Origin of the sequence: Reyranella sp. (assembly GCF_965227665.1) — a bacterium.
Lineage (GTDB): Bacteria > Pseudomonadota > Alphaproteobacteria > Reyranellales > Reyranellaceae > Reyranella.
Genome location: NZ_OZ245767.1, coordinates 4,311,529 through 4,338,382 on the forward strand (window position 1 = coordinate 4,311,529; position 26,854 = coordinate 4,338,382).

Annotated in this window: 24 protein-coding genes; 11 read left to right on the forward strand and 13 right to left on the reverse strand. The window is 67.0% G+C overall.

From position 1 onward, the window contains the following. Nucleotides 1-55 precede the first annotated feature (55 nt). Together ACO07I_RS20855 and ACO07I_RS20860 are read left to right on the forward strand one after the other, a co-directional pair. Nucleotides 56-844, forward strand: coding sequence for an SDR family NAD(P)-dependent oxidoreductase (locus tag ACO07I_RS20855; RefSeq protein WP_422010703.1), 789 nt, complete (start codon nucleotides 56-58; stop codon nucleotides 842-844). Continuing rightward, nucleotides 841-1,224: a lysozyme inhibitor LprI family protein gene (locus ACO07I_RS20860; RefSeq protein WP_422010705.1), complete on the forward strand. Its 384-nt coding sequence runs from the start codon at nucleotides 841-843 to the stop codon at nucleotides 1,222-1,224. Before ACO07I_RS20855 ends, ACO07I_RS20860 begins: the two co-directional genes overlap by 4 nt. On the opposite strand, the gene ACO07I_RS20865 is transcribed toward ACO07I_RS20860, so the two are convergent. The 3 genes from ACO07I_RS20865 to ACO07I_RS20875 are packed head-to-tail and all read right to left on the reverse strand — an operon-like array spanning nucleotide 1,184 to nucleotide 4,170. Continuing rightward, a complete protein-coding gene (locus ACO07I_RS20865) occupies nucleotides 1,184-2,104 on the reverse strand; it encodes a DMT family transporter (RefSeq protein ID WP_422010707.1) in 921 nt (306 codons plus the stop codon). The genes ACO07I_RS20860 and ACO07I_RS20865 overlap by 41 nt on opposite strands. Then, nucleotides 2,101-3,174, reverse strand: a complete 1,074-nt coding sequence (locus ACO07I_RS20870) for an LLM class flavin-dependent oxidoreductase (RefSeq protein WP_422010709.1) — start codon at nucleotides 3,172-3,174, stop codon at nucleotides 2,101-2,103. The genes ACO07I_RS20865 and ACO07I_RS20870 overlap by 4 nt, the downstream gene beginning before the upstream one ends. An 18-nt stretch (nucleotides 3,175-3,192) precedes the next feature. Next, complete coding sequence (locus tag ACO07I_RS20875) at nucleotides 3,193-4,170, reverse strand: Bug family tripartite tricarboxylate transporter substrate binding protein (protein ID WP_422010711.1); 978 nt, start codon at nucleotides 4,168-4,170, stop codon at nucleotides 3,193-3,195. Between the two features lie 293 nt (nucleotides 4,171-4,463). Between ACO07I_RS20875 and ACO07I_RS20880 the strand changes: the two genes are divergently transcribed. Continuing rightward, nucleotides 4,464-6,299 carry a DEAD/DEAH box helicase gene (locus tag ACO07I_RS20880; RefSeq protein ID WP_422010713.1) on the forward strand — a complete coding sequence of 612 codons (1,836 nt, stop codon included), beginning with the start codon at nucleotides 4,464-4,466 and terminating at the stop codon, nucleotides 6,297-6,299. Here ACO07I_RS20880 and ACO07I_RS20885 read toward each other — a convergent pair whose 3' ends face one another. Beyond that, nucleotides 6,300-7,229 carry a 3-hydroxyacyl-CoA dehydrogenase family protein gene (locus ACO07I_RS20885; protein ID WP_422010715.1) on the reverse strand — a complete coding sequence of 310 codons (930 nt, stop codon included), beginning with the start codon at nucleotides 7,227-7,229 and terminating at the stop codon, nucleotides 6,300-6,302. 86 nt (nucleotides 7,230-7,315) lie between these two features. Between ACO07I_RS20885 and ACO07I_RS20890 the strand changes: the two genes are divergently transcribed. The 3 genes from ACO07I_RS20890 to ACO07I_RS20900 all read left to right on the forward strand — a co-directional run bounded on the left by ACO07I_RS20890 (nucleotide 7,316) and on the right by ACO07I_RS20900 (nucleotide 9,408). After that, nucleotides 7,316-8,089 (forward strand): enoyl-CoA hydratase/isomerase family protein, encoded by a 774-nt coding sequence (locus ACO07I_RS20890; protein ID WP_422010717.1) that lies wholly within the window; start codon nucleotides 7,316-7,318, stop codon nucleotides 8,087-8,089. A gap of 112 nt (nucleotides 8,090-8,201) precedes the next feature. Continuing rightward, nucleotides 8,202-9,005, forward strand: a complete 804-nt coding sequence (locus ACO07I_RS20895) for an SDR family NAD(P)-dependent oxidoreductase (protein ID WP_422010719.1) — start codon at nucleotides 8,202-8,204, stop codon at nucleotides 9,003-9,005. 4 nt (nucleotides 9,006-9,009) lie between these two features. After that, nucleotides 9,010-9,408: a DUF423 domain-containing protein gene (locus tag ACO07I_RS20900; protein ID WP_422010721.1), complete on the forward strand. Its 399-nt coding sequence runs from the start codon at nucleotides 9,010-9,012 to the stop codon at nucleotides 9,406-9,408. Between the two features lies 1 nt (nucleotide 9,409). On the opposite strand, the gene ACO07I_RS20905 is transcribed toward ACO07I_RS20900, so the two are convergent. Together ACO07I_RS20905 and ACO07I_RS20910 are read right to left on the reverse strand one after the other, a co-directional pair. Beyond that, nucleotides 9,410-9,892, reverse strand: coding sequence for a CinA family protein (locus ACO07I_RS20905; protein WP_422010723.1), 483 nt, complete (start codon nucleotides 9,890-9,892; stop codon nucleotides 9,410-9,412). 4 nt (nucleotides 9,893-9,896) lie between these two features. After that, entirely contained in the window at nucleotides 9,897-10,241 is a 345-nt protein-coding gene (locus tag ACO07I_RS20910) for a DOPA 4,5-dioxygenase family protein (RefSeq protein WP_422010725.1), read from the reverse strand. An 87-nt stretch (nucleotides 10,242-10,328) separates the two neighbouring features. Between ACO07I_RS20910 and ACO07I_RS20915 the strand changes: the two genes are divergently transcribed. Then, entirely contained in the window at nucleotides 10,329-11,453 is a 1,125-nt protein-coding gene (locus ACO07I_RS20915) for an acyl-CoA dehydrogenase family protein (RefSeq protein WP_422010727.1), read from the forward strand. 9 nt (nucleotides 11,454-11,462) lie between these two features. Continuing rightward, entirely contained in the window at nucleotides 11,463-12,686 is a 1,224-nt protein-coding gene (locus ACO07I_RS20920; RefSeq protein WP_422010729.1) for an acyl-CoA dehydrogenase family protein, read from the forward strand. Nucleotides 12,687-12,838: 152 nt separating this feature from the next. Here the strand turns inward: ACO07I_RS20920 and ACO07I_RS20925 are convergent, their stop codons facing one another. The 3 genes from ACO07I_RS20925 to ACO07I_RS20935 are packed head-to-tail and all read right to left on the reverse strand — an operon-like array spanning nucleotide 12,839 to nucleotide 15,788. Continuing rightward, entirely contained in the window at nucleotides 12,839-13,804 is a 966-nt protein-coding gene (locus ACO07I_RS20925; protein WP_422010731.1) for a tripartite tricarboxylate transporter substrate binding protein, read from the reverse strand. Between the two features lie 14 nt (nucleotides 13,805-13,818). Beyond that, nucleotides 13,819-15,318 carry a tripartite tricarboxylate transporter permease gene (locus ACO07I_RS20930; RefSeq protein ID WP_422010733.1) on the reverse strand — a complete coding sequence of 500 codons (1,500 nt, stop codon included), beginning with the start codon at nucleotides 15,316-15,318 and terminating at the stop codon, nucleotides 13,819-13,821. Further along, nucleotides 15,318-15,788, reverse strand: coding sequence for a tripartite tricarboxylate transporter TctB family protein (locus tag ACO07I_RS20935; RefSeq protein WP_422010735.1), 471 nt, complete (start codon nucleotides 15,786-15,788; stop codon nucleotides 15,318-15,320). The genes ACO07I_RS20930 and ACO07I_RS20935 overlap by 1 nt, the downstream gene beginning before the upstream one ends. A gap of 102 nt (nucleotides 15,789-15,890) precedes the next feature. Here ACO07I_RS20935 and ACO07I_RS20940 point away from each other — a divergent pair, with 102 nt between their 5' ends. Further along, nucleotides 15,891-16,694, forward strand: a complete 804-nt coding sequence (locus ACO07I_RS20940; RefSeq protein WP_422010737.1) for an SDR family NAD(P)-dependent oxidoreductase — start codon at nucleotides 15,891-15,893, stop codon at nucleotides 16,692-16,694. A 15-nt stretch (nucleotides 16,695-16,709) separates the two neighbouring features. On the opposite strand, the gene ACO07I_RS20945 is transcribed toward ACO07I_RS20940, so the two are convergent. Next, complete coding sequence (locus tag ACO07I_RS20945; protein WP_422010739.1) at nucleotides 16,710-17,168, reverse strand: flavodoxin family protein; 459 nt, start codon at nucleotides 17,166-17,168, stop codon at nucleotides 16,710-16,712. A 25-nt stretch (nucleotides 17,169-17,193) separates the two neighbouring features. Between ACO07I_RS20945 and ACO07I_RS20950 the strand changes: the two genes are divergently transcribed. After that, the gene (locus ACO07I_RS20950) at nucleotides 17,194-20,562 is read left to right on the forward strand and encodes a carboxyl transferase domain-containing protein (RefSeq protein WP_422010741.1); all 3,369 of its coding nucleotides are present in this window, start codon (nucleotides 17,194-17,196) and stop codon (nucleotides 20,560-20,562) included. Nucleotides 20,563-20,733: 171 nt separating this feature from the next. Here ACO07I_RS20950 and ACO07I_RS20955 read toward each other — a convergent pair whose 3' ends face one another. Further along, on the reverse strand, nucleotides 20,734-22,638 hold the full coding sequence (locus ACO07I_RS20955; protein WP_422010743.1) for an ABC transporter substrate-binding protein: 1,905 nt from the start codon (nucleotides 22,636-22,638) through the stop codon (nucleotides 20,734-20,736). Nucleotides 22,639-22,823: 185 nt separating this feature from the next. Between ACO07I_RS20955 and ACO07I_RS20960 the strand changes: the two genes are divergently transcribed. Beyond that, nucleotides 22,824-23,918, forward strand: a complete 1,095-nt coding sequence (locus ACO07I_RS20960) for an alpha-hydroxy acid oxidase (RefSeq protein WP_422010745.1) — start codon at nucleotides 22,824-22,826, stop codon at nucleotides 23,916-23,918. A gap of 103 nt (nucleotides 23,919-24,021) precedes the next feature. Here ACO07I_RS20960 and ACO07I_RS20965 read toward each other — a convergent pair whose 3' ends face one another. After that, nucleotides 24,022-24,774, reverse strand: a complete 753-nt coding sequence (locus ACO07I_RS20965; protein ID WP_422010747.1) for an SDR family oxidoreductase — start codon at nucleotides 24,772-24,774, stop codon at nucleotides 24,022-24,024. A 69-nt stretch (nucleotides 24,775-24,843) separates the two neighbouring features. Further along, nucleotides 24,844-26,619 (reverse strand): allophanate hydrolase, encoded by a 1,776-nt coding sequence (gene atzF, locus ACO07I_RS20970; RefSeq protein WP_422010749.1) that lies wholly within the window; start codon nucleotides 26,617-26,619, stop codon nucleotides 24,844-24,846. Between the last annotated feature and the right edge of the window lie 235 nt (nucleotides 26,620-26,854).

A 26,854-nucleotide genomic window follows, 5' to 3' on the forward strand; every position in this document is an offset into this window, starting at 1 on the left:
GCCTTCGTCTCCCGGCTAAGGTCCGCGCCTGAAATCATCTGGGTGGAGAGTAGACATGGCCGGACGGCTGCAGGGCAAGGTGGCGGTGGTGACGGGCGCGGCCCCGCGCGGCGAGGGCTTGGGCAACGGCATGGCGACGGCGCTGCTGTTTGCCAAGGAAGGCGCCAAGGTCGTGCTGGTCAACCGCAGTGCCGAGCGTGCCGAGGGACTGGCCAAACAGATCAAGGACGAGGGTGGCGAGGCGTCGGTCTTCGCGGGCGACGTGGCGCGGCTCGACGTGGCGGAGGCGATGGCCGACTTCGCCATGAAGACGTATGGCCGGCTCGACATCCTGCACAACAATGTCGGCATCGGCGGGCCGGGCACGCCCGAGACGGTGACGCTCGAGACCTGGAACAAGGTCCTCGAAGCCAACCTCACGACCACGATGCTGTGCACCAAGTCCTGTCTGCCGCGGATGAAGGAAGGCGGCGGCGGCTCGATCATCATGGTGTCGTCGATCGCCGGCGCCGTCGGCCTGATGGGGAGTGCCGGGGCGGTGGCCTATGCGACGGCCAAGGCGGGCCTGCACGGCTTCACGATGTCGGTCGCGGCCGACTATGCGACCCAGAACATCCGCGCCAACTGCATCATCGTGGGCTCGGTGCACACGCCGATGGTGGCGCATCTCGGCGCCGAGGCGCGCGACCGGCGCAAGAAGATGGTGCCGATGCAGGTCGAGGGCACAGCCTGGGACATTGCCCATGGCGCGGTCTATCTCGCCTCCGACGAATCGCGCTGGGTGACCGGCGTGATGCTGCCGATCGACGGCGGTCTGGTCGCACTTAGGGCGTGGCCGCGATGATCCGGCGCCTGGTCGCGCTTCTCGGCTGTGCGGTGGCGATGCACCTCCTGCCGCTGCCGGGCCTTGCGCAGAGCCAGATGGACCTCAATCAACAGGCGGGATCGGCCCTGCAGGACGCCGACCGGCAGCTCAACGCCGTCTACACCAAGCTGCGGACGCGCCTCGGACCCGAAAGCCGCGCGCGCCTGCAGGCTGCGGAAGAAGCGTGGATCCGTTTCCGCGACCGGGAGTGCGCCTTCATCGGCGCGCCGACCGCGGGCGGCTCGATCCACGGCATGGTCGTTGCCCAGTGCCAGGCACGCCTAACCCTGGTGCGCGTGAAGGACCTCGAGGCCCAGGTCAACTGCCAGGAAGGCGATCTGTCCTGCGTGAGGGAGTAGAGGCCGCTCGCCGTTCGTGGTTCCAGGTGTAGAGGCCCGAGGCGACGATCACGGCGGCGCCGGCCAGTGTCCAGGCGTCCGGGATGTCGCCGAACACGATGGCGCCCAGGATCGTGACGAAGACCAGCAGCGTATAGCTGTAGGGCTGCACGGCGCCGGCCTCGGCATAGTCGAGCGCCTTGATCAGCGAATAGTGCGCCAGGGCGCCCAGCGAGGCGATGGCAAACAACAGGGCCCAGCCTTTCGCGTCCGGCCAGATCCACTGCCAAGGCCCGACCAGGGTCGTGGCACCGAACGACACGAAGGCCGACCAGACGAGCGTGGTGTCGGGCGTGTCGGTGCGTGAGCAGAGGCGGACCAGGATCTGGTAGCCACCCCACATGATGGCGCCCGCCACCGGAAGCAGCAGCGGCCAGTCGAGTTCGCGAAAGCCCGGACGCACGATCAGCAGCACGCCGACGAAGCCTGCCCCGACCGCCGCCCAGCGCGCTGGACCGGCACGTTCGCCGAGGAACAGCACGCCGAGCGCGATCACGATCAGCGGCGAAGTGGCGGCGACGGCATGGGTATCGGCCAGCGGCAGATAGCGAAATGCCAGCACGAACACCGCGCTCTCGATCACCGCCAGCAGGGCGCGGCCGAACTGCAGCCACGGCCGCGCCGAGCGTGCCGCGGCGCGCAGGCCGCGCCGGCGCACGACCGCCCACGCGAACAGGCAGAAGACGGCATAGCGGACCCACATCATCTGGCCGATCGAATAGTCGGCCACCATCCACTTGGAGATCGTGTCCATGCCGGCGAAGCCCAGCATGGCGAGCATGGTGAGGATCGCGCCGCGAGAATTGTTCTTGCGGCCGAGCGCGGCCGCTTGAGGAGTCATTCGGCGGCGGCCACGCGCCGGGCCAGCGGGCGGAAGGCGGGGATCACGCGCTCGGCGAAGAGCTTCAGGCTCTTCATCGTCTTCTCGCGTCCGTAATAGGGCGGGTAGTGCAGCAGCAGCGAGGTCATGCCGGTGCGGGCCTGCATCTCGCGCAGGCGTGCGATCACCGTCTCGGCCGAACCGTGCAGCAGCGTGGTGTTCAGCAGTTCGTCATAGCTGAGCTGGTTGCCCTTCTCGGACACCGAGCCGAGATAGCCTGCCGTGCCGGTGCCGCCGAAATGTCCGATGTGGCGCACGATCGCCTGTTCGGTCTCGGCGCGCGCCTCTGCATCGGTGTCGGCAATGTAGACCCAGCGCGCGATGTCGATCTGGCCCGCCGCTGGATTCCTGGCGCGCTCGGCCGAGGCCGTCGCCAGCTCGCGCTTGTAGAGGGCGGTCTGAGCCGCGAGCGTCTCGATGCCGGGCAGGGTCGACAGCATCAAGCCGAAGCCGTTGCGGCCGCAATAGCCGATCGAGCGGTCGGTGCCGCCGGCCATGTAGAGCGGCGGATGCGGCATCTGCACCGGTTGGGGCAGCATCTCGTAGGGCTCCGCGACGGTGCCGCTGAAATACTTGCCCTTGTGATCGTAGCGATGGCGATGGAAGGCGTCGAACATCAGGCCGACCGCCTCCTCGACCATGTCGCGGCGGCCCTCGAAATCCTTGCCCAGTCCCACAAACTCGTAAGGCCGATAGCCCGAGCCGATGCCCAGCATGACCCGGCCGTTCGACAGGATGTCGACGAAGTTGGCGTTCTCTACGACCCGGATTGGGTCGTAGAGCGGCAGCGTGATCACGCCGGAGGCCAGCTTGATGCGGCTGGTCTTCGCGGCGAGATAGGCCATGTAGGCGAAGCAGTCCGGCATGATGCCGTAGCTGGTCGAGAAATGGTGCTCGGCGATCCAGGCCGTGTCGTAGCCCAGCCGTTCCGCTTCGATGATCTCGTCCGTCGTCCGCGCATGAACGGCGCGATGCGGATAGGGCTCTTCCTGGGGATTGGCGTGCGAGGTGAAGAGGATGCCGAATTCCATGCCGTTTTCCTCCGCGTCTTATTCCAGCTTTATGCCGGTATCCTTCACCACCTTCGCCCAGTTTTCGACCTCACGCGCACGCCAGGTATCGCTCTGCGCGGGCTTGTCGAGAACCGGCTCGGCGCCGAGTTCCTTGAGGCGCGCTGCCACCTCGGGAATCTTCGTCGTCTTGTCGATCTCGACATAGAGGCGCTCCAGAACGTCCGGCGGCGTGCCCTTGGCGGCGAGGAAGCCCTGCCAGCTTCCCGTCACGAAGTCCTTGATGCCGGCCGCCTCGATCACGGTCGGAAGCTCCGGCGCCAGCGCGTTGCGCGTGGCGCTCGACACGGCGAGGCCGCGCAGCTTGCCGCTCTTCACGTGCGGCAGGGTGGCGATCATGCCGTTGAACAGCGCGTCGGCATGGCCGCCCGCGACCTGCTGGATCGCCTCGGCGCCGCCCTTCATCGGGATGAAGGTGATCTTGAGGCCGAGCGAGTGGGCAAAGAGGGCGCCGGCCAGATGCGGGGCGCTGCCCAGTCCCGCCGTCGCGTAGTTCAGCTTGTCGGGATTGGCCTTGGCGAAGGCGATCAGCTCGGCCGCGGTCTTGTAGGGACGATCGGGCGCGGCAGCGAGCAGGTGCGGCGTGTAGGCCAGCACGGTGACGGCGTTGAAGTCCTTCGCGACGTCGAACGGCAGTTTCATCACCGAGGGCGAGATCGTGAGATTGCCGAGGTCGGTCAGCACCAGCGTGTAGCCGTCGGGCGCCGACTTCGCGACCATGTCGACGGCGATGTTGCCGTTGGCGCCGGTGCGGTTCTCGACGACGACCGACTGGCCCAGCGCCGCCTGCAGGTGCGGCTGCATCAGGCGCGCGAGGATGTCGGAGGTACCGCCCGGTGCGTACGGGATGAGAATCCGGATCGGCTTGGCGGGAAAGGCCTGGGCGCGGGCGCTGGTCCCGATCGACGGTGCGGCCATTGTGGCGGCTGCGACCGTGAGAAGCTGTCTGCGGCGCATCGTTCACTCCCTAAGTACTTGTTTTGAAGACACTCTAGGGAGAGGCCTGCCCGATTGCCAGCAATCCGCTTGACTCCGCTGCGCTGCAGCATCATATACGCGCCAGCCCGCAGGTAAGCGGGCTTCAAAGATTTCTCGCGATCGCGCGACGCGCCCCATTCCTTTGTGACGGCGCCTCATCCCGAGACAATCCCCCAAGACAAGAGCCGTCCCAGCCGCGCGCGGGAACGGGCCTAACGCCGCCACAGATGCGCGTGCCAGGATGGCACGCCGGCGGCAAGTAAGGATTTTCAGTGAGTGAAGTTACGTTTGCGAGCCTCGGTCTGGCCGAGCCGCTGCTGCGTGCATTGAACGCCGCGAACTACACCGTGCCGACGCCCATCCAGGCGCGCACGATTCCCGCCCTGCTGCAGGGCCGTGACGTGCTGGGCATCGCCCAGACCGGCACCGGCAAGACGGCGGCGTTCGCGCTGCCCGTGCTGCAGCTTCTTTCCGAGTCTAAGGAGCGCGCCCAGCCCAAGAGCCCGCGCGCCCTCGTGCTGGCGCCGACCCGCGAACTCGCAGTCCAGATCGCCCGCAGCTTCGACACCTACGGTCGCGGCCTCGGCCTGCGCCTCTGCACCGTCGTCGGCGGCCTGGGCTACGGTCGCCAGATCGAGACCCTGTCGCGCGGCGTCGACATCCTGATCGCCACACCCGGCCGTCTGCTCGACCTCGTCGAGCGCGGCAACGTAAAGCTCGGACAGGTCAGCTTCTTCGTCCTCGACGAAGCCGATCGCATGTTCGACATGGGCTTCATCCGTGACGTCCGTCGCATCGCGGCCTCGGTCTCGAAGAACCGCCAGACGCTGCTGTTCTCGGCGACGATGCCGAACGACATCGCCAAGCTCTCGGCGGAGATCCTGAAGAACCCCGAGAAGGTCGAGATCGCGCCGCAGGGCCGTACCGTCGAGAAGATCGACCAGCGCGTCTACTTCGTGAATGCCGGCCTCAAGCGCACCCTGCTCAATCATCTCCTGACCGACGAGAGCCTCGAGCGGGTCATCATCTTCACGCGCACCAAGCGCGGCGCCAATCGCGTCGCCGAGGCGCTGGAAGACCGCGGCGTGCGCTCCGAGGCGATCCACGGCAACAAGTCGCAGAACGCCCGCCAGAAGGCGCTCGACAACTTCGCCCGCGGCAAGGCCCGCGTCTTGGTCGCGACCGATCTCGCCTCGCGCGGCATCGACGTGCAGGGCGTGACCCATGTCATCAACTTCGAGCTGCCGGCCGATGCCGAGAGCTATGTCCATCGTATCGGCCGCACCGCGCGCGCCGGCGCCTCGGGCATCGCGATCTCGTTCTGCGACGGCAGCGAGCGCGGACAGCTCAAGGGTATCGAGCGGCTGACCAACCAGCGCATCCCGGTCGTCCCGACGCCGGCCAACGAAGACATGCCGCAGTTGCCGCCGCCCAAGGCGCGCGCCGAGGGCGACGATCGTGATGATCGCGACGAGCGTCCCCGCGAGGGCCGTGGTGGTCCGCGTGGCGCCGGTCGTCCGGGTGGTGGTGGTCGTCCTGGCGGCGGTGGTCGTCCCGGCGGTCATCGCTCGTTCGGCGACCGTGCCAACCACGATCGTTCGCGCGGCGACCGTCCGCCGGCGCACGCCGACAGCCAGTTCCGCGGTGGCGACTTCCGCGATGCCCCGCAGGGCGACCGTCCGCAAGGTGATCGTCCGCAGGGCGACCGCCCCTACGGCGACCGTCCGCGCAATCCGCGCCCGCAGGGTGATCGCCCGTTCGGTGACCGCCCCCGTGGAGACCGCCCTCATGGCGATCGTCCCCATGGCGATCGTCCGCAGGGCGACCGCTTCGATCGCGCGCAGGCTGATCGTCCCCATGGTGATCGCCCGCACGGCGACCGTCCGCAGGGTGACCGTCCGCGGTCGTTCGGCGATCGTCCGAACCACAATGGTGGCGGCGGCCAGTACGCGCCGCGTCCCCACGGCGACCGTCCCCACGGAGACCGCCCGCAAGGCGATCGCCCGGCTGGCGATCGTCCGCAGGGTCCGCGTCCCCAGTGGAAGGGCCGGCGCTTCGGCGGTGGAGGCGGCGGCGGTGGTGGCCGCGGTCGAGGCCGCGCTGCCTAGCTAGAGAATTCCTTCCTCGCGGAAGATTTCCAGACATTTAGAAAGAGCGCGCTCATATCGGGCGCGCTCTTTCGCTATCGAGGCCTCGTCCCACTCGAAGAAGCCGCCCTTGGTCTTGAAGCCGATGCGGCCCTGGTCGACGTTGCGCTGCAGGACCGGCGGCGGGCCGTCGGCGTTGCTGAGGTCGGGCCAGATTATCTTGGCGACGGCACAGGTCGTGTCCCAGCCGGAATGCTCTTTCTGGGTGATCGGACCGGCGGCGGCATAGCGGAAGCCGAACGAGAGACGCACGGTGGCGTCGATATCCTCGGGCGAGGCGACACCCTCTTCGATCAGCCACAGCGCCTCGCGCATCAGCGCGCCCTGGATGCGGTTGCCCAGGAAGCCGATCACGTCCTTCTTCACCTGTACGGGCCGCTTGCCCAGTTCGCTCATGATCGCGCCGACCTTCTCGGCCAGGCCCACGTCGGTGTGGACGGAGCGCACGACCTCGACCAGCGGGATCAGGTGGGCGGGCATGAAGAAGTGAAGTCCCATCATGCGGTCCTGGCTCGCCAGCCCCTTACCGATCTCGCTGATCGGGAAGCTGGATGAGTTCGAGGTGAGTGGCACGCCCGGACGGGAGAGCTTCTCCATGTCGGCGAAGATCTTCTGCTTCAGCGCCAAGTCCTCGGTCACCGTTTCGACGACGATGTCGATCTTCGACCACGGCGCATCCTCGAGGGTCGCATAGGTCGCGAGGCCCGAGACATCGTCCGGCTTGCCCATGGCCTGGAGCGCGCGGGATGTCGCCGCAGGCAGCCCGTCGCGGGTCGAGGCGGAGCGCGACACGACGTCCACCCTCCAGCCGCCGCCCAGGAATATGGCGATGATTCCGACGCCCATTGTGCCTCCCCCCAGCACCAGGGCGTGTCGTTCGCTTTGCGGCATACATTCTTCTCCCGTATCGACGCGTGACCCCTGCCGGGGCAGTATCCCCGCCACGTTAGCCGGATTTTCAACGCGGGAGAAAAAACATGAGCGCCACCTTCAAGGATCTCGGTATCAGCACCGAAGGCGCGGTCGGAATCGTCGAGATTCAGCGGCCGCCGCACAACTTCTTCGACAATTCGCTGATCAACCAGATCGCCGACGCCTTCGAGGCGTTCGACCGCGACGACAAGATCCGCGCCTATGTCCTGTGCGCGCAGGGCAAGTCGTTCTGTGCCGGCGCCGACTTCGCCAACCGCCCGCAGACCGGTGCGAACGAGAGCGGCAAGCACCTCTACAAGGAAGCCACCCGTATTTTCCGCGCGAAGAAGCCCAGCGTCGCGGCGATCCAGGGACCGGCGATCGGCGGGGGCCTCGGCCTCGCGCTGGCGCCCGATTTCCGTGTCGCCGCTCCGGAGGCGCGCTTCGCCGCCAACTTCACGCGGCTCGGTTTTCATCCCGGCTTCTCGCTCACCTTCACCCTGCCGCGCCTGATCGGCCAGCAGAAGGCCAACCTGATGTTCTATACGGGGCGTCGCATTGGCGGCGAGGAGGCGGTGCAATGGGGGCTGGCCGACGTGCTGGCGCCGCTCGCCGACGTGCGCAAGGAGGCGATCAAGCTGGCTCAGGAAATCGCCGAGTCGGCCCCGCTTGCGTTGATGTCGACGCGCGAGACGATGCGGCGTGGCTTCGCCGATGCGGCGGAAGCGGCCACCGAGCGTGAGCTGACCGAGCAGGAGTGGACTCGCAAGACCGAGGACTTCAAGGAGGGCGTCAAGTCCTACGCCGAGAAGCGCCCCGGCAACTGGAAGAACCGCTAACGCCACGTCCCTGGCTTTCCCCCCTCCGACCTTCGGGCACCTCCCCCGTCAGACGGGGGAGGCTGGGTGGGGGAAAGCTGCAGCGACGCCGTCAGCATCGAGGGAGATTCAGATGGCTCAGGTCTCGGGCAAGGTTGCCATCGTCACGGGCGGTGCTTCCGGCATCGGCGAGGCCTGTGCCGAAACGCTGGCGCGCGAAGGCGCGTCGGTTCTCATCACCGATATCGACGATACCCTGGGCAAGGGTGTCGTCGACCGCATCACCAAAGCGGGCGGCAAGGCGCACTATATGCGCCACGACGTGCGCGACGAGGCGGCATGGCCGGGCATCGTCGCCGACGCCGAGAAGCGCTACGGCCGCCTCGACATCATGGTGGCCAATGCCGGCATCGGCATCATGTCGCCGATCGCCACGATGACCCTGGCCGACTGGCAGCGTCAGCAGGCGATCAATCTCGACGGCGTGTTCCTTTCCATCAAGCATTCGATCCCGGCGATGAAGCGGGTGGGTGGCGGCTCGATCGTGCTGATGTCGTCGGTGGCGGGCCTGCGCGGCGCGCCGGGCCTCGCGGCCTATTCGGCGACGAAGGGCGGCGTCCGCCTGCTGGCCAAGTCGGTGGCGCTCGAACATGCGGCAGACAACATCCGCTGCAACTCCGTCCATCCCGGCATCATCGCCACGCCGATCTGGGAGAAGATCCCGACCGGCGCCGAAGGCAATCGCCGCAACGCCCCGATCGATCCGCGCGAGCGCGCCGCCGCTTCGGTGCCGCTGCCGCGAGTCGGCGAGGCGCAGGACATCGCCAACGGCGTGCTGTTCCTGTGCACCGACGCCGGCAACTACATCACCGGCCAGGAGCTGGTGATCGACGGCGGCATGACGGCGGGCGGCCGGCCGACCCGGCCGCTGCAATAATCCCATGGGCGACGCCGCTCGGCTCTGGATCGTCGTCGCCGCGCTGAGCGGCGCGATCTCGGTCGTCGTCGGCGCCTTCGCCGCGCATGGTCTGGACCTGCGCACGGAAGCCGGCCTGAAGGCGCGCGACTGGCTGCAGACCGGCAGCCACTATCAGATGTTCCATGCCCTGGCGATGCTGGGCGTGTGCGCCCTGGCCGGCATGGAAATGCTGAACGTGCGCCTGGCCGTCGTCGCTTTGTGGCTGTTTCTCGCGGGCAGCGTCCTGTTCCCCGGCGCGCTCTATTCCCTGTCGTTCGGCGGCCCGCGATGGTTCGGCGCCGTGGCGCCGATCGGCGGTCTCGCCTTCATCGCGGGCTGGGTATTCCTGGCGATCGCCGCGTTCAAGCGGCCGATCTCCTGATCTAGGAAAGCTGTTCATCCAGCAGCTTGAGCGCTTCGGCGGCGAAGGCGCGCATGTTGGCGACGCGATCGTCGGAGCCGGTGCGCAGGGTGCGCGCGACGCTCCCGTGGGGACCGACGACCGCCACGCAGGTGTGTCCCGCGGGATCGCCGTAGGAATTGCCGGTCGGGCCCGAGGCGCCGGTCTCGGCCAGGCCCCAGGTCGTCTTGAGACGTCCACGGACATGCTCGGCGGCGAGCAGTGCCCACGGCTCGGAGGAGGAGCGGACGCCCGCACGCTTCTCGCGCGGCACGGCGAGGAACGCATCGCCGGCCGGTCGCGTGTAGACGACGGCGCCGCCCATGAAATAGGCCGAGGCTCCCGGCACGGCGAGCAGCGCGGCGGAGATCAAACCGCCGGCCGACGATTCGGAAATGCCGACGGTCTCTTTGCGGGCTTTCAGTTTTTCGCCAACGCGTTGGGCGAGCGGGAGCAGGGAGTCCATCGGGTCAGTCCTTCTTCGTGAAGATGTCGAGGACCAGCGGCACCTGCTGGCCCATCCAGATCGCGCGGTCCTGATGATCCTCCAGATCGTGCCCGGTGTTGGGATGAATGAACACCGTAAGTTCGCCGCGGTTCAGGGTCAGCCACGACAGGACCGGCTCGAACTGTTCGTTCTTCAGGACGACCTGATAGCTGAAGCGCGGATGCGGCCCGACCGGCTTCTCATGGAAGCGGCCCATCTCGATGGGGAAGGTCTTCTCGATACGCTCGCGCAACGCCCACGCCGCGTCTCGCGACGCTTCGTCGAAGTAGACGTGTGCGTGCCAGTCCTTGATTTCGTCCGTGTTCATAACGTTCACCATAATGCGCAGCACAACCCGCCTGTCGGAACCCAGAGCCGTTCCCCGAGCGGAGCAGGCTTGCTAGGGTCGGGCATCATGAACTTCGATTTCTCCGACGACCAGAAGCTGCTCAAGGAGCAGGTTCGCAAATTCCTCGCCGACAAGTGCCCCACCAAAGTGGTGCGGCGCGTGCTCGACGGCCCCGAAACACACGCGGAAGATGTCTGGAAAGGCCTCGTCGATCTCGGCGTGCCGGCCCTCGGCATTCCGGAAGAATATGGCGGCATGGGACTGTCGCCGCTGGAGGTCTGCGTCGTCGCCGAAGAGATCGGCCGCGCTGCAGCGCCGGTGCCGTTCGACACCTCGGTCGTGCTGGCGACCGAAGCGCTGAAGCTCGCGGGCTCGGACGCGCAGAGGAAGAAGTGGCTGCCCGAACTCGCCTCCGGCAAGGCGATCGGCACGCTGGCCATCGCCGAGGGCGCGCAACCGCCGAAGCCGCGGAATATCCGCACGACCTTCGGCGGCGGCCGTCTCAATGGAAAGAAGTTGCCGGTGACCGACGGCGAGGCTGCGACCTTCGCCATCGTGCTCGCCAACAGCGGCGGCTCGGGTGATCGCGCCGTGTCGCTCGTGCTGGTCGATCTCACGCAAACGGGCGTTGCGAAGAAGCGCATCGAGACGATCGATCCCGCGCGCAAGCATGCCGAGCTCACGTTCAATGACGCCACGGCCGAGCTGCTGGGCGGCGAGGGCGAGGGCTGGCGCCTGCTCGAGAAGCTCTACGATGCGGCGGCGGTCTACTTCGCGTTCGCCCAGGTGGGCGGCGCCGAGGCTGCGATGTGGATGGCGCGAGACTATGCGCTGCAGCGCCAGGCCTTCGGCCGTGCGATCGGCTCCTACCAGGCGATCAAGCACAAGCTCGCGGACTGTTACGTGAAGCTCGAACTGGCACGCTCCAATGCCTATTACGGCGCGATGATGCTGACCGAGGACGGCGCCGACCTGCCGCTGGCGGCGGCGGCGGCGCGCATCGCCGCGACCGATGCCTACGACTTTGCGGCCAAGGAGAACATCCAGACCCATGGCGGCATCGGCTTCACCTGGGAGGCCGACACGCAGTTCCACTATCGCCGCTCGCGCCTGCTGGCGCTGTCGATCGGCGGTCCGATGGCGTGGAAGGACAAGCTGGTGACCCGTCTCGAACAGAAGAACGCGGCCTAGGAGGGAACGATGGATTTCAACGACACACCCGAAGAAGCCGCCTTCCGTCAGGAAGTGCGCCGCTGGCTCGACGCCAACGCCACGCGCAAGAGCGACGACACGCAAAGCAACCGCGCGCGCAACGACGACCCCGAACTGCTCAAGAAAGCCAAGGAGTGGCAGGATAAGAAGGCCACGGCCGGCTACGCGCGCCTGACCTGGCCCAAGGAGTTCGGCGGCCGCGGCGCCTCGCCGATCCTGCAGGTGATCTACCAGCAGGAAGAGGCGAACTACCTGGTGCCGCTGGGCTTCTTCGACATCGGGCTGGGCATGTGCATCCCGACCATGATGGCCTATGCCACGCCCGAGCAGCTCAAGCGCTACGTAAAGCCCGCCCTGCACGGCCAGGAAGTGTGGTGCCAGCTCTTCTCCGAGCCGGCCGCCGGCTCCGACGTGGCGGGAATCCGCACCAAGGCCGAGCGCGACGGCGACGACTGGATCATCAACGGCCAGAAGGTCTGGACGTCGGGCGCCCACTATTGCGACTTCGGCATCGTGATCACGCGCACGGATCCGAATGTCCCCAAGCACGCCGGCCTCACCATGTTCTTCCTGGACATGAAGAGCCCCGGCGTCGAGGTCCGTCCGATCAAGCAGATGTCGGGCGGCGCCAACTTCAACGAGGTGTTCTTCACCAACGTCCGCATTCCCGACAGCCAGCGGCTGGGCAAGGTCGGCGAAGGCTGGAAGGCCGCGCTCACGACCCTGATGAATGAGCGTCTCGCGGTTGGCCTGCCGTCGGGCGGGCTCGACATCGACGAGCTGATGGAGCTGGCGCGCGAGACCGAGCTGGAGGATGGCGCGGCGATCCGCAACCAGCAGGTCCGCTCGAAGATCGCCGACTGGTACGTGCAGCAGCAGGGCCTGAAGCTGACCCGCTACCGCACGCTGACGGCGCTCTCCAAGGGCCAGACGCCGGGTCCGGAATCCTCGATCATCAAGATCGTGGCGGCGCCCAAGATGCAGGACATGGGCGCCTTCGCCATGGAGCTGATGGGCCATGCCGGCATCATGAAGGAGGACGTGCCCTTCGCGGCCGGCTTCCAGGCGCAATGGATCGGCGGCGCCGGCTTCCGCATCGCCGGCGGCACCGACGAGATCCTGCGCAACATTGTGGCCGAGCGCGTGCTGGGACTGCCCGCGGACATCCGGGTCGATAAGGATGTGCCGTTTAACAAGCTGACGCGCTCATAGCGCGTCAGCTTGGGCGAGCGGCAGTGCTTGTTATCAAGCGCGGGAGCTCGCGTGGTGCAGAATAGATAAGAATCTTGATCCTTATCTATTCTGCGCGGTGTGGGCTCTCGCGCTTGGTTACAAGCGCTGCCGCCCACCGCTCTCAAACAACGTTAACGTTGTTTGAGAGCCCACTCCGTATACTTCGTCGCGGCCGCATGCGAATCGGCGTAGTACTTCGCATACTCGGCACCGACCATCGGCCTCAGGGCGAGGCCCTGCTCGTCCATCTTCTTGATGTGCTCGGGATCGTTGATCGCCTTCAGGAAGGCGGTCTCGAGCACCTTGATCGCGTCGGCGGGCGTGCCCTTGGGCACGGCGATGCCACGCGTCGACGAAGAGATCACCGACGGGAAGCCGAGTTCCTTGGTGGTCGGTACGTCCGGCAGAAACTTGGAGCGCTGGTCGTCGGTGACGACGAGGGCCCGCAGTTCGCCCGACTTCACGCGCTTCACGATGCCGCCGACATTGTCGAAGGCGCAGTCGACATGGCCGCCCATGACGCCGGTGAGCTGCTGGGCGGAGCCCTCGAAATGAACGATGCGGAAGTCCACCTTGGCCGCGTCGTCGACCATCAGGATCGCCAGATGGTCGTCGCTCAGGATGCCGGTGGTGCAGGCGCTGATCTTGCCGGGCGCCTTCTTGGCGGCGTCGAGCAGGTCGGCGAACGTCTTGTAGGGGCTGTCCGCCTTCACCCACACGACGCCGGGATCGAGCACCTGGTTCACCACGGGCACGAAGCTGTCCATCTTGAACGCCGCCTTGCGCTCGGGATCGAGCACGATCGTGCTGACGCTCGGCAGGTTGATGAAGGTGACGGTGTAGCCGTCGGGACGGGCGCGGGCGCCCTCGGTGAAGCCGATCTGGCCGCCGGCACCGCCCTTGTTCACGACGGTGATCGGTTGGCCGAGATCCTTTTCGGCGATCGAGGCGAGGATGCGGGCGCCGATGTCGGTGTTGCCGCCGGCCGGGAAGGCGACGATCATCTGCACGGCCTTGCGCGGGAAGTTCTGCGCGAAGGCGGGGGCGGCAAGAGCGGTGGCACCGGCCGCGGCGATCAGGGTGCGTCTGCGAATCATGAGAGTCCTCCTTTTCATTCGATATCTGTTTGTCTCAAGTTGGCGAAGGCGCGCGGCCTGAGGGCAATGGCGGCCAGCACGATGAGCGGTACGGCGAGCAGCGCGAGCGCGAGCGGGCGGTCGAGGAAGATCGCGAAGCTGCCGCCCGAGATTTCCAGCGTCGTCCGCAGCGACTTCTCCATCATCGGTCCCAGGATCAGCGCCAGGATCGCCGGCGCGATCGGGAAGTCGAGCTTGCGCAGGATGTAGCCCAGCACGCCGAAGCCCAGCATGACCCAGACGTCGAACAGGCTCTGCTTCAGCCCGTAGGCGCCGATGATGCAGAAGATGAGCACGCCGGTGCAGAGATAGGCGAAGGGGATCTTGAGCAGCCGTGCCCACAGTCCGACCAGCGGCAGGTTCAGGATCAGCAGCAGCACGTTGCCGACGAAGAACGAGGCGATGACCGTCCAGACCAGTTCGGGCTTCTCCTGGAACAGGAAGGGTCCCGGCGTCAGCCCATTGACGATGAAGGCGCCCATCAGCACCGCGATGGTGGGCGAACTCGGTACGCCCAGCGCCAGCAGCGGCACCATGGAGCCGTTGGCATAGGCGTTGTTGGCGGTCTCCGCCGAAGCCACGCCCTCGATGGCGCCCTTGCCGAAGCGTTCCGGATTCTTGGAGATGCGCTTCTCCAGCACGTAGGCCATGAAGGTCGGGACGATGGCGCCCACGCCGGGGATCAGGCCCAGCACGAAGCCGATCACCGTGCCGCGCCCGATGGCGCCCGATGAGCGGCGCCACTCGTCGCGGCTCGGATACCACTTCTTGAGGTCGGCCTGGATCAGGTGGGTCTGGCGCGCTTCCGCCGCCAGCAGCAGTTCGCCGACACCGAACAGGCCCATCACGACTGGCACGAAGCCGATACCGTCATAGAGTTCCTCGATGCCGAAGGTGAAGCGCGGCGCGCCGCGGACCGGGTCCATGCCGATGAGGGACAGGAGCAGGCCGAGCGCCGTCATGAGGAGCGCGGCCAGGATGTTGCGGCCGGCGAGGCCGACCACGAGGCAGAGGCCCGCGACCATCAGGGCGAAGAACTCGGCCGGTCCGAACTTCAGCGCCAGGCTGGCCAGCGGTGCGGCAACGGCGACCAGCAGGATTGTGGCGACGATGCCGCCGACGAACGAGCCGATGGCGGCGATGGCGAGCGCGGATCCGGCGCGTCCCTGCTTGGCCATCTGGTAGCCGTCGATGCAGGTGACGACCGAGGCGGCTTCACCGGGCACGTTGATCAGCACCGAGGTGATCGTGCCGCCGTACATGGCGCCATAGTAGATGGCGCACAGCATGATGATGGCGCCGGTCGCGTCGAGGTTGAAGGTCAGCGGGATCAGGATCGCGGTGCCGGCGGCCGGGCCGAGGCCCGGTAGCACGCCGATCAGCGTGCCGAGCACGCAGCCCGCGAAGGCGAACAGCAGATTGTTGAAGGAGAGGGCCGCGCCGAGGCCGGCCATCAGGTATCCGAGCGATTCCATCAGGCGGCCCAGGGGCCGGGCGGCAGCAGCACGTCGAGCCAGCGCGTGAACACATAGTAGACGCCGAAGCTGCCGGCGATGGCGAACAGCCCGATCGCGTACCAGCGCCGTTCGCCCAGCGCGAAGGTGAGCAAGGCGATGAAGGCCAGCATGGCCAGCTCGAAGCCGACCCATCCCATCAGCAGGGTGGCGCCGGCCACTGCCCCGATGATGATCAGCACGCGGAAGGCGCTTTCGCCACGCGGGAACAGTGTCTCGTCACTCTCGATCACCGGCTTGCGCCATACGTCGAGAATCAGCAGCCCGGCGAACAGCACGCCCAGGAGGGAGAGCCAGAAGGAGAAGAAGCCGGGACCGGGGCCCAAGCGGTCGGTCAGCGACAGCAGCAGCGATTGCCAGATGGCAAAGACGCAGATCGCCATCATCGTTGCCGTCGCGACAAGCCAGCCGCGTCGCGCGTTTCGCGACATGGATCGATTTCCTCCCGGAGGTTGTTATCGTCGGCGTTGTGCCTTGCGCGGACCATAGCGGCTTTGAGATGGTCGGTAAAACGATCAGGAGGAAGACGTGCAATGAACAGGCTCGATGGCAAGGTAGCGTTCCTCTCCGGCGCCGCGCGCGGCATCGGCGGCGAGGCGGCGAAGCTCATGGCGAGCGTCGGCGCGAAGGTGGCGATCGGCGATGTGCTCGAAGAGCGTGGCCGGCAGACCGTGAAGGAGATCGAGGCTGCGGGCGGCCAGGCGCTGTTCGTGCCGCTCGACGTGACTGAGGAGGCGAGCTGGACCGCCGCCCTCGATGCGACGGTGAAGAAGTTCGGCGGGCTCGACATCCTCGTGAACAATGCCGGCATCTTCGTGGGCAAGGGCGTCGAGGAAGCCTCGATGGACGAGTGGCACCGGCTCGTCGCCGTCAATCTGACCGGCGTGGTGCTGGGCACGAGGATCGCGCTTCCGCATCTCAAGGCGCGCGGCGCCACGAGCGTGCATGGATCGGCGATCGTCAATCTCGCCTCGGTGGCGGGGCTGGTCGGCTCTCAGCTCGATCCGCTCTATTCGCTGACCAAGGGTGGCGTCACGCTGTTCACCAAGTCGACGGCGCTGGAGTTCGGCCGCAAGGGCTACCGCATCCGCGTGAACTCGATCCATCCCGGCGTCATAGACACCGACATGGGCCAGCAGACCTTCGCCATGAGGGCGCGCGCCCTTGGCACCAACGACACGGAAGCCACGCGCAAGACCTCGCTCAGCATGCACCCGATTGGCCGGCTGGGCGTCGCCGAGGACATCGCCAAGGGCATCGTGTTCCTGGCGTCGGACGATGCCGGCTTCATGACCGGCTCGGGCCTCGTCGTCGACGGCGGTTACACGGCGCAGTGATTCTGGGCCAGTAGTTCAGAAGATGCCGGCGGCGAGGCCGGCCGCCATGGCGGCGCCCAGTTCCTCGCACTGGCCGACGAAGGCGGGTTGCCAGGGGCCCTTGCAGAGCAGGGGCTCCTGCACGGCACGCCAGCGCAGACCGGTCAGGATGGTCTCGACGCCGCGGCGCGTGCCGGTGCCGTCGCTGCCGGCCCTTATGTAGAGGGCGCAGGGCATGCCTTGCGTCTTCTCCAGGCAGGCATTGTAGCTGCGGTCGAAGAAGTCCTTCAGGGCGCCGCTCATGTAGCCCAGATTCTCGGGCGTGCCGAGGATCACCGCCTGGGCAGCCAGCACGTCCTGCGGGCCGGCCTGCAGCGGTGGGATCACCAGGACGTCGATTCCCGTTTCGCTGCGCGCGCCGCGTTCCACGGCGTCACGCAGGGAAAGCGTGTTCTCCGACGGGGCGTGCGCCACAATGAGAAGCCTTTTCGACATGGAGGGGGTTCTACCCCACGCTGACATGCTCAAGAAACTCCTGATCGCCAATCGCGGCGAGATCGCCATCCGCATCGCCCAGGCCGCCGCCGAACTCGGCATTGCAACCGTGGGCATCCATTCGGAGGACGACGCGACCTCGCTGCACGTCCGCCGGGTGGACGAGGTGCGCCCTCTCAAGGGACGTGGCGCAGCGGCCTATCTCGACATCGCCGGTGTGATTGCGGCCGCGAAAGACGCGGGCTGCGACGCGGTGCATCCGGGCTACGGGTTCCTGTCGGAGAACGCGGCCTTCGCGACGGCCTGCGCCGAGGCGGGGCTGGTCTTCGTCGGCCCGACGCCCGAGCAACTCGACCTGTTCGGCGACAAGGCGCGCGCCCGGGCGCATGCCGGCAAGAACGGGGCGCCGGTCCTGTCGGGCACCGACAGTGCGGTCGACGTGGCGGGCGTGAAAGCTTTCTTCGCCAAGCATCGCAAGGCCGGCATCGTCATCAAGGCGATCGCGGGCGGTGGCGGGCGCGGCATGCGGATCGTCACGCAGGAGGCCGAGATCGAGGAAGCCTTCACGCGCGCCTCGGCCGAGGCGCAGGCGGCCTTCGGCAACGGCGCCCTCTATGCCGAGCGTCTGATCGCCCGCGCGCGCCACATCGAGGTTCAGATCGTCGGTGACGGCAACGGCGGCATCGCCTCGCTTGGCGAGCGCGAATGCACGATCCAGCGCCGCAGCCAGAAGATCGTCGAGCTGGCGCCCAGCCCGAACCTCGCCGAGGCGATGCGCGGGCAGATCGTCGAGTCGGCGGCGAGGATGGCGAAGGCGGTGAACTATCGCAGCCTCGGTACTTTCGAATTCCTGGTCGACGACGCGGCGCCGGACTTCTTCTGCTTCATCGAGGCCAATCCGCGCCTGCAGGTCGAGCATACCGTCACCGAGGAAGTGTGGGGCGTCGACCTCGTGAAAACACAGTTGCGGCTGGCGGGCGGTGCGTCGCTGGAAGAGACCGGCGTTGGGCAGGCGTCGCCGCGCGGCCATGCGATCCAGCTCCGGGTGAACATGGAGACCATGACGGCCGACGGCTCGGCCAAGCCGGGGGGCGGGACGCTCACGGCGTTCGAGCCGCCGTCGGGGCCGGGCGTGCGCGTCGACACCTATGGCTATGCGGGCTATCGCACCAATCCGAACTTCGATTCGCTGCTCGCCAAGGTGATCGTGCACGCGGCCGATTTCGGCAGTGCGCTGCAGCGGGCCGAGCGGGCGCTGTCAGCCTTCCGGCTCGAAGGCGCCCCTTCGAACATCGCCTTCCTGCGCGCCCTGATCGCTCATCCCGACTTCCGCGCCGACAAGGTCCATACGCGCTTCGTGGACGAGCAGGCCGCGTCCCTGATCGACGCGGCGGCCAGGTTGAAGGCCGGTCTCTATTTCGAAGGCGCGGCGCCAGCGGGAGCACCTGCATCATCGCCGCGCCAGGCCGGCGCGCGGGTCGACAGCGTCGACCCGCTGGCCGTCCTGGCCTTCGGCAAGGCGAAGGCGGAGACGGCGTCGCGTGCGCCCGAAAGCGACGCGCCGGACGGCACGGTCGCTGTGCCCGCACCGATGCAGGGCACGATCGTGAGCCTGTCGGTGAGGGAGGGCGATCCGGTGGCGGCGGGCCAGGCGTTGCTGGTCATGGATGCCATGAAGATGCAGCACGAGATCCGCAGTCCGGTGCGCGGCTATGTGCGGCGCATCGCGGTCGAGGCGGGCGAGACGGTCTACGAGGGCCATTCGCTGCTCTTTGTCGAAGAGGCCGACGTCGAGGTGAAAGGCACGGCGGTCGAGGAAACGATCGACCTCGATCATGTCCGCCCGGATCTAGCTGAGTACTTCGAACGGCGTGCGCTCACGCTCGACGAAATGCGACCCGAGTCGGTGGCGCGGCGGCGCAAGACCAACCAGCGTACGGCCCGCGAGAATCTCGAGGATCTCGTCGATCCCAACAGCTTCGTCGAATACGGCGCCTTCGCGATCGCCAGCCAGCGCACGCGGCGGACGGTCGAGGACCTGATCGAGAAGACTCCGGCCGACGGGCTGATCACCGGCATCGGCCGGGTCAACGGGTCGCTGTTCGGGCCCGAGCGCAGCCGGGTCGCGGTCGCGCACTACGACTACACGGTACTCGCGGGCACCCAGGGCAAGAACAACCATCACAAGAAGGACCGGCTGTTCGAGATCGTCGAGAAGCAGCGCATTCCACTCGTCTTCTTCACCGAGGGCGGCGGTGGCCGGCCGGGCGACATCGACGTGCAGTCGGTGGCCGGCCTCAACACCATGGCCTTCCACATCTTCGGACGCCTGAGCGGCGTGGCGCCCTTGGTCGGCATCAACTCGGGGCGCTGCTTCGCCGGCAACGCCGCGATTCTGGGCTGCTGCGACGTCGTGATCGCCACGAGGAACTCGACCATCGGCATGGGCGGCCCGGCGATGATCGAGGGTGGCAATCTCGGCGTCTTCTCGCCCGAGGAAGTCGGACCCATGAACGTGCAGGTGCCCAACGGCGTGGTCGACATCGCGGTCGAGGATGAAGCCGAGGCGGTCGCCGTCGCCAAGAAGTACCTCTCCTACTTCCAGGGCGCGCTGCCGGAATGGCGTGCGGCCGACCAGCGTCTGCTGCGGCGGGCCATCCCGGAGAACCGGCTGCGCGTCTACGACGTGCGCGACGTGATCGCCACGCTGTGCGACGAGGACTCGGTGCTCGAAGTGCGGCGCGCCTTCGGGCCCGGCATGGTGACGGCATTCGGCCGCATCGAGGGCAAGCCGCTCGGCATCGTGGCGAACAATCCGGTGCATCTGGCAGGTGCCATCGACAGCGACGGTTCGGACAAGGCCGCGCGCTTCCTGCAGCTCTGCGACGCCTATGACATCCCGATCCTGTTCCTGTGCGACACGCCGGGCATGATGGTCGGGCCCGAGATCGAGAAGACGGCGCTGGTGCGCCACTGTTCGCGCCTGTTCGTGACCGGCGCCAATCTCACGGTGCCGTTCGGCACCATCGTGCTGCGCAAGGCCTACGGGCTGGGGGCGCAGGCAATGGCAGGCGGTTCCTTCCATGCACCGGTCTTCGCGCTGTCCTGGCCGACCGGCGAGTTCGGCGGCATGGGGCTGGAAGGCGCCGTGAAGCTCGGCTTCCGCAAGGAACTCGAGGCGGTGAGCGATCCGGCCGAGCGGCGCGCGTTGTTCGACAAGATGGTCGCGGCCGCCTATGCGCGCGGCAAGGCGCTGAGCACCGCGACCTATTTCGAGGTCGACGAGGTGATCGATCCCGCCGATTCGCGGCGCTGGATCGCGACCGCACTGCTCGAGGCCAAGCCGCGGCCGGCGCACAGCCACAAGAAGCGGCCGAACATCGATACCTGGTGACGGCCATCAGCGATCAATTGCTTCCCCATTCAAATGGGGAAGTGCCCCGCCGCACGGGGCGATGGGGTCATGGGCGTCCCAACAAGGTCATGACCCCTTCGCCGGCTGGCGGCTTGGTTACAAGCCGCGAGACGCCTGCACCTCCCCATTTGAATGGGGAGGAAAGTGATCCTACTGCGCGATCCAGAACGTGTCGGGCTGGTAGAGGCCGATGTACCCGCCCGGATCCCAGGCGTAGTAGCCTTCCTTCGGCACGTTGCGGACGTTGGGGCCGACCACGACCGGCTGGCGCACGCCATTGACCGTGCCGATCGAGAAGACCTCGTCGGCGTTGGTGGCGAGGATCTTGTCCCAGGCCTTGCGGCGGTCTTCTTCGGTTGTGCCGGTTTCCCATTCCTTCACATAGTCGAGAAGCTTGCAGGCCGATGCGAGGTCGCATTTCTCGCCCTGCCGGCCCTTCGACTCCACGAACATACCCCAGCGCGACCATTGCAGGCCGCCCAGCATGGTCGGCGCAAACTCCTTCGGGCTGGTATTGGGAGTCGGGACCGCGGTCACGGCGCCGGCGAAAGCCGTCATGACGGCTTCGCCCGACGAGGTGCGGAGCCGGAAGTTGTCGCGGGTCTGCGGCTTGGTCAGCATCTTGATGCCGATCTTCCTCCAGTTGTCGGCGATCAGCGTGAGCGCGTCGCTGTCCTCGGTTTCCTCGCTGGCATGCTCGACGACGATCGTGGCCGGCCGGCCGTCGGGCAGCAGGCGGATGCCCTGGCTGTCCTTCTTCGTGAGGCCGATCTCGTCCAGCAGCTTGTTGGCGAGCTTGGGATCGTACTCGGCCCACTTGGTCGCGTACTCCGGCTTGAACAGCTCTGAGCGCGGCATGATCGTGTTATTCGACGGCCTGGCCAGACCGATATAGACGACCTGGTTCAGTTCCTCGCGGTCGATCGCCAACGACAGCGCCCGGCGGAAACGCACGTCGCGCATCAGCTTGCGCCATTCCGCGTCGTTCGTGGTGAGATTGGGATAGAGCGCGAGCTGCGAGCCCGAGCCGGCCTCCCAGAGCCTCACGTTCACGCCCGACGTCTGGGCGCTCTTCTGCAGGAAGGTATAGTCGCGCATGTTGAGGTAGCGCGGCTGCAGGTTGGCCTCGCCGAGGCCCGCCTTGGCCGGTACCAGGTTGGCGGCCGCCACCGTGAAGATCACCTGGTCGACATAGGGCAGTTGCTGCCCCTTTTCGTCGATGCGGTGATAGTAGGGGTTGCGCACGTAGACGAACCGCTGGGCCGGCGACGCGGTCGTGCCCACCCAGGGATTGAGCGTGGGCAGATCGACGTTGTCGTTGGCGTACATCACATCGAGGCGGCGGTAGATCGACACCCAGCTCTGCTGGCCGCCGCGCGCGGACTTGAGGATCTCGGCTTCGGGCGTGTACTTGGCGTGGAACTTCTTCAGGTAGTGGGCAGGCCTGTAGAGAAAGAGGGGCGCGGCGCGCGCCTGGCTCTCGATGAAGTACGGGTTGGGCTTGTCCCATGTGTACTTGATCGTGAGCGGATCGATGATCTCGACCTTGGGCGGTTGTCCGTCGACCAGCAGCTCGACATTGGGGCCGCCGGCGGTGAGGTCCTTGTTGTTGGCGACGTCTTCCCAGAAGAAGCGGAAATCCTCGGTGGTGAACGGATGGCCGTCCGACCATTTGTGGCCGGCGCGCAGCTTGAACGTGAACTCGCGCCCGTCCTTCTCCTCGTAGCTCTCGAGAATGTCGGGCTTCAGCTTGAACTTGTCGTCGTAGACGATGAGGCGGGTGTAGCTGAAGATCGTCATCAGGCGCGTATCGCGCGAACTGGCCACCAGCATGTTGAGCTGGCCGCCCTGCTGGCCGGGCCCGTCGCCGCCGGCGAAATACTTCACGACCCAGGGCTGCTCGGGAACGCGTTTGTCGACCGGCGGCAGGGCGCCGGACTTCACCTGGTCGGCGAACATCGGCGTTTCCTTGAGCGCGGGCACGGGATCGGCGGCGAAGACCGGCCCCGCCATCCATCCGAAGACCAGTGCTGCCGTCAGAACGCGTCTCTTCATCTCAAGTCCTTCACCGGTTGCCCGCGGAAAGCAGGCCGATCCTGCGTATTCCGCCGAGCGAGTACCCCATATCGATCAAATCGCCCAGGGGCGTCATCGTCAATGCCGGCTGCCTGTGACGCCACGTTGACGGGGCGTTGGAGACGCGCAAGAAAACCGTCGGCATTGAAAGATTCGAGGGAACGATGGCGAGTGGCCTGGAGAGCGAATTCGTAACGCTACACGAGATCGTAAAAGCGGCGAAAATCCGGCTCAATCCGAATATCTGGGACTATTTGATCGGCGGCACCGAGACCGAGACCACGCTGCGTCGCAACCGGCTGGCCCTCGACACGATCGCCTTCAAGCCCCGTGTGCTGCGCGACGTGTCGAAGATCGATCCGTCCTCCGAAATCCTCGGAAAGAAGATCCGCCTGCCGGTGATGCTGGCGCCCGTCGGATCCCTGGAATCGTTCGAGGCCGGTGGCGGCATCACCGTCGCCAAGGGCGCGGGCGCGAGCAACGTCGCGATGCTGATCAGCTCGGTGACCACGCTCAGCCTCCAGGACATCGTGAAGGGCGGCGCGGGCCCCAAGATCTACCAGCTCTATGTGCGCGGTGACGATGCCTGGGTCGCGGACCGCGTGAAGGAGGCGATGGACGCCGGCTACGATGCCTTCTGCATCACCGTCGACACCCAGGTCTACAGCCGGCGCGAGCGCGACATCGCCAAGCGCTTCGTGAAGTCCTGGCGCGCCGTGGCGACCGGCCAGGATCACCAGGCGGCCTTCTCGTGGAAGAACTTCATCGCCGTCCGCGACAAGTTCCCCGACGTAAAGTTCATGCTGAAGGGAATCGGCACCGGTGAGGATGCCGAGCTTGCCTGCCAGAACGGAGTCTGGGCGGTCTACTGCTCCAACCATGGCGGTCGGCAGCTCGACCATGGCCGCGGTTCGGCCGAGGTGCTGCCCGAGATCGTCGAGGCGGTCGCCGGGCGCGCCAAGGTCGCGGTCGACGGCAGCTTCAGTCGCGGCAGCGACATCGTGAAGGCGATCTGCATGGGCGCCGACTGGGTTGGTCTCGGCCGCCTCTATTGCTACGGCCTTGCCGCCGCCGGCGCCGCCGGCATCGAGCGCGTGATCGAGTTGCTCGAGGAGGAGATGAAGGAGGCGATGGGCCTGCTGGGCGTCACCTCGCTGGCGCAGCTCGACAAGAGTTATATCGCCAGGAGCATGCCGACCAACCTGACCGGCGTGCACAGCGCGTTCCCGCTGCTCAATCTCCAGGACGAGGGCTACTAAGCCCTCAGATCGCGGGCCTCCAAGCCCGCGTATCTATTCTGCTCGGTGCGGGCTCTCGCGCCTCAGAAGGCGCTGCCGCCCGCCAGAGGTTAGCGCTGACGCGCTAACCTCTTCCCACAAACGGCATCTTCGTGGCCATGACGGTCATGAACTGCACGTTGGCGTCGAGCGGCAGGCTGTCCATGTAGAGGATGGCGTTGGCCACCGCGGAGACGTCCATGCGCGGCTCGGCGATGGTCGTGCCGTTGGGCTGCAGGACGCCCTTGGTCATGCGGTCGGTCATCGGCGACACGGCGTTGCCGATGTCGATCTGGCCGCAGGCGATATCGTAGGCGCGGCCGTCGAGCGACGTCGACTTGGTGAGGCCGGTGATGGCATGCTTGGTCGAGGTGTAGGCGACCGAGAAGGGCCGCGGCGCGTGCGCCGAGATCGAGCCGTTGTTGATGATGCGGCCGCCGCGCGGGGTCTGGTCCTTCATGATCTTGATGGCCTCCTGCGTGCACAGGAACGGTCCGGTCAGGTTCGCCGCCAGCACGCTCAGCCAGGTCTCATAGGGCAACTCTTCCAGCGGCACGGGCGGCGCGCCGCCGCCGGCATTGTTGAACAGCAGGTCCAGGCGACCCCAGGTCGTCTTCACCTTGGCGAACAGGGCCAGAATATCGTCGCGCTTGGTGACGTCGGTCGGTACGGCAAGCGCGTTCGGCGCATTGTTGCCGGCCATCGAAGCCGTCTCGTCCAGCGCGTCCTTGCGGCGGCCTGCCAGTGCGACCTTGTAGCCGTTGTTCAGCAGGGCCAGCGCCGAGGCGCGGCCGATGCCGCTGCCCGCGCCGGTGACGACGGCGATTTTTCCACTCATGGGTTCGTTTCCTCTCCTCGAAGGAGCGGACCCTAGCAGACCGGCGCCCCGCAGTTGAAGGGCGCTGCGTTATGGCAACGTTTCGACGTAGGCCCGCCAGCCGCCCAGCGAGGTGATGTCGTGCGCGCCCTGCGCCGCATGTGCCTCGCAGAGGAAACCCAGCACATCGGTGCCGTCGGCCAGGCTCACCGTGCCGAGCCCCAGCGGGGCGGGGATGCGGCGCAGCAGATCGCCGATCCTCTCGGCCGGCAGGCTCCAGACCTCCAGGTCGATGGCGCTGCCGCCCTCGGTCACGCGCACCAGGCCCGGCCGGTGCGGCGGGCCGCCGGGCAGGGCGTAGAAGCGATAGGACGGTGCGGTCTTGCCCGCGCTCTGAAGGCGGCCGCCGAGCTCGAGAAGCTGGCCGTTCAGGGGGAGGCCGCTCATATGGGCGCCGACCACGGCGATCGGGACGCGATCTTCCGTGACGGTCGGATCGTTCTCGGGCTGCGGCAGACGGCTCATCGTCTTGCCGAGCGGCAAGGGCACCGCGCGTTGCCAGCGGGCACCGAACGCCAGCAGGGCGCGTTCAGCATTCGCGCTGGAGATCAGGGTGATGCCGAACGGCATGCCGTCGGGCCGGAAGCCGGCCGGCACGGCGAGCGCCGACAGGCCGAAGAAGTTCACGAAATTTGTGTAGTGGCCGAGATGCGAGTTGTAGAGCACCGGCTCGCGTTCGAGATCGGCCAGCTTGTAGATCGTGCCGGCCGTGGGCACCGCGAGGAAATCGAGCCCTTCCATCTGGGCGAAGGCACGCGCCTTGAGTTCGGCAAGACGGTACTGGCCTTCGAAGGCGTCGACGGCGCTGTACTCGAGGCCGCTCAGCACGATCTGCCGTGTCGTCGGCCAGACGCCCGCCGCGTCGTCGGCCGCCTCCATGAAGGCACCGACCGCCGCGGTGCGCTCGGCGACCCAGGGGCCGTTGTAGAGAAGCTGGGCAGCGTCGCGGAATGGGGCGTAGTCGATCGCGACCGGCGTGCCGCCCAGTCCCTTCAGCCGCTCGATCGACTGGGCATAGAGCGCGGCATAGGCGGCGTCGCCGAAGAACTCCGCGTCCCTGGTGTCGAGGATGCCGAAGCGGAAAGTCCGGCCGATGGAAGGTGTCGCCTGCGGCTCGGCGGCGACGGCGAGCACCGCATCGGCATCGGCGCACGAGAGGGCGAAGACCGAGGTGCAGTCGAGCGAGCGGCAGGCCGGCACCATGCCTTCGTTGCTGAGCAGGCCGGGCGTGGGCTTGAGGCCCACGATGTTGTTGAAGCCGGCCGGCACACGGCCCGATCCCGCAGTGTCGGTGCCCAGCGAGAAGCTCACGAGTCCCGACGAGACCGCGACGGCCGATCCCGAACTCGATCCGCCGGGTACATACGAGGCGTCGAATGGATTGCGCGGCACGCCATAGGGAGAGCGCACGCCGACGAGGCCGGTGGCGAACTGATCGAGGTTCGTCTTGCCGACCACGATCGCGCCGGCGTCCACGAGGCGACGCACGGCCTCCGCGGAATCCTTGGCCTCATAGGCGAAGCCCGGGCAGGCCGCGGTCGTCACCATGCCGGCGACGTCGAGATTGTCCTTCACCGCGAACGGCACGCCATAGAGCGGCAACCGGTCGATCTCGTCGCGCCTTGCATCCAGCGCGGTGGCCTGCGCGCGCAGCGCGTCGTCGGAGGCGCGCGAAATCCAGACCTTGTCGTCGCCGGCGTTTGCGATGCGTTTCAGCACCTCCTCGATGGTCTGACGCACGTCGAGCGTGCGCGCGCGATAGGCGCCGAGCAGCGCGTGAACCCCGAGGTCGAGAAAAGCTGTCATGTGAGGGTTTTAGACAAGCAATGCGTTGAATGCAGCCTCCAGATTCGCGCAGACCTTGGCACGGTCCTTGCCTTCCCGGACTGGCGGGAAACAGGGGAGCGAGGGTGTGCCATGAAGCGTCGCGCGCATGACACGGCGGCCGGGCTGGCAATCCTGCAGATTCTTCGGCAGCTTGGACGGGAACTGGGCGCGAGCTACCGGCTCATGCGCCGCGATCTCCATGGCGTCTGAAGCC

Bases quoted from the DNA above. Each gene is read 5' to 3' on its own strand.
- ACO07I_RS20955 (WP_422010743.1), bottom strand. From the start codon at position 22,638: ATGAAGAGACGCGTTCTGACGGCAGCACTGGTCTTCGGATGGATGGCG.
- ACO07I_RS20950 (WP_422010741.1), top strand. From the start codon at position 17,194: ATGCTCAAGAAACTCCTGATCGCCAATCGCGGCGAGATCGCCATCCGC.
- ACO07I_RS20910 (WP_422010725.1), bottom strand. From the start codon at position 10,241: ATGAACACGGACGAAATCAAGGACTGGCACGCACACGTCTACTTCGAC.
- ACO07I_RS20905 (WP_422010723.1), bottom strand. From the start codon at position 9,892: ATGGACTCCCTGCTCCCGCTCGCCCAACGCGTTGGCGAAAAACTGAAA.
- ACO07I_RS20940 (WP_422010737.1), top strand. From the start codon at position 15,891: ATGAACAGGCTCGATGGCAAGGTAGCGTTCCTCTCCGGCGCCGCGCGC.
- ACO07I_RS20870 (WP_422010709.1), bottom strand. From the start codon at position 3,174: ATGGAATTCGGCATCCTCTTCACCTCGCACGCCAATCCCCAGGAAGAG.
- atzF (WP_422010749.1), bottom strand. From the start codon at position 26,619: ATGACAGCTTTTCTCGACCTCGGGGTTCACGCGCTGCTCGGCGCCTAT.
- ACO07I_RS20945 (WP_422010739.1), bottom strand. From the start codon at position 17,168: ATGTCGAAAAGGCTTCTCATTGTGGCGCACGCCCCGTCGGAGAACACG.
- ACO07I_RS20915 (WP_422010727.1), top strand. From the start codon at position 10,329: ATGAACTTCGATTTCTCCGACGACCAGAAGCTGCTCAAGGAGCAGGTT.
- ACO07I_RS20890 (WP_422010717.1), top strand. From the start codon at position 7,316: ATGAGCGCCACCTTCAAGGATCTCGGTATCAGCACCGAAGGCGCGGTC.
- ACO07I_RS20920 (WP_422010729.1), top strand. From the start codon at position 11,463: ATGGATTTCAACGACACACCCGAAGAAGCCGCCTTCCGTCAGGAAGTG.
- ACO07I_RS20935 (WP_422010735.1), bottom strand. From the start codon at position 15,788: ATGTCGCGAAACGCGCGACGCGGCTGGCTTGTCGCGACGGCAACGATG.
- ACO07I_RS20900 (WP_422010721.1), top strand. From the start codon at position 9,010: ATGGGCGACGCCGCTCGGCTCTGGATCGTCGTCGCCGCGCTGAGCGGC.
- ACO07I_RS20875 (WP_422010711.1), bottom strand. From the start codon at position 4,170: ATGCGCCGCAGACAGCTTCTCACGGTCGCAGCCGCCACAATGGCCGCA.
- ACO07I_RS20925 (WP_422010731.1), bottom strand. From the start codon at position 13,804: ATGATTCGCAGACGCACCCTGATCGCCGCGGCCGGTGCCACCGCTCTT.
- ACO07I_RS20965 (WP_422010747.1), bottom strand. From the start codon at position 24,774: ATGAGTGGAAAAATCGCCGTCGTCACCGGCGCGGGCAGCGGCATCGGC.
- ACO07I_RS20855 (WP_422010703.1), top strand. From the start codon at position 56: ATGGCCGGACGGCTGCAGGGCAAGGTGGCGGTGGTGACGGGCGCGGCC.
- ACO07I_RS20865 (WP_422010707.1), bottom strand. From the start codon at position 2,104: ATGACTCCTCAAGCGGCCGCGCTCGGCCGCAAGAACAATTCTCGCGGC.
- ACO07I_RS20885 (WP_422010715.1), bottom strand. From the start codon at position 7,229: ATGCCGCAAAGCGAACGACACGCCCTGGTGCTGGGGGGAGGCACAATG.
- ACO07I_RS20960 (WP_422010745.1), top strand. From the start codon at position 22,824: ATGGCGAGTGGCCTGGAGAGCGAATTCGTAACGCTACACGAGATCGTA.
- ACO07I_RS20895 (WP_422010719.1), top strand. From the start codon at position 8,202: ATGGCTCAGGTCTCGGGCAAGGTTGCCATCGTCACGGGCGGTGCTTCC.
- ACO07I_RS20860 (WP_422010705.1), top strand. From the start codon at position 841: ATGATCCGGCGCCTGGTCGCGCTTCTCGGCTGTGCGGTGGCGATGCAC.
- ACO07I_RS20930 (WP_422010733.1), bottom strand. From the start codon at position 15,318: ATGGAATCGCTCGGATACCTGATGGCCGGCCTCGGCGCGGCCCTCTCC.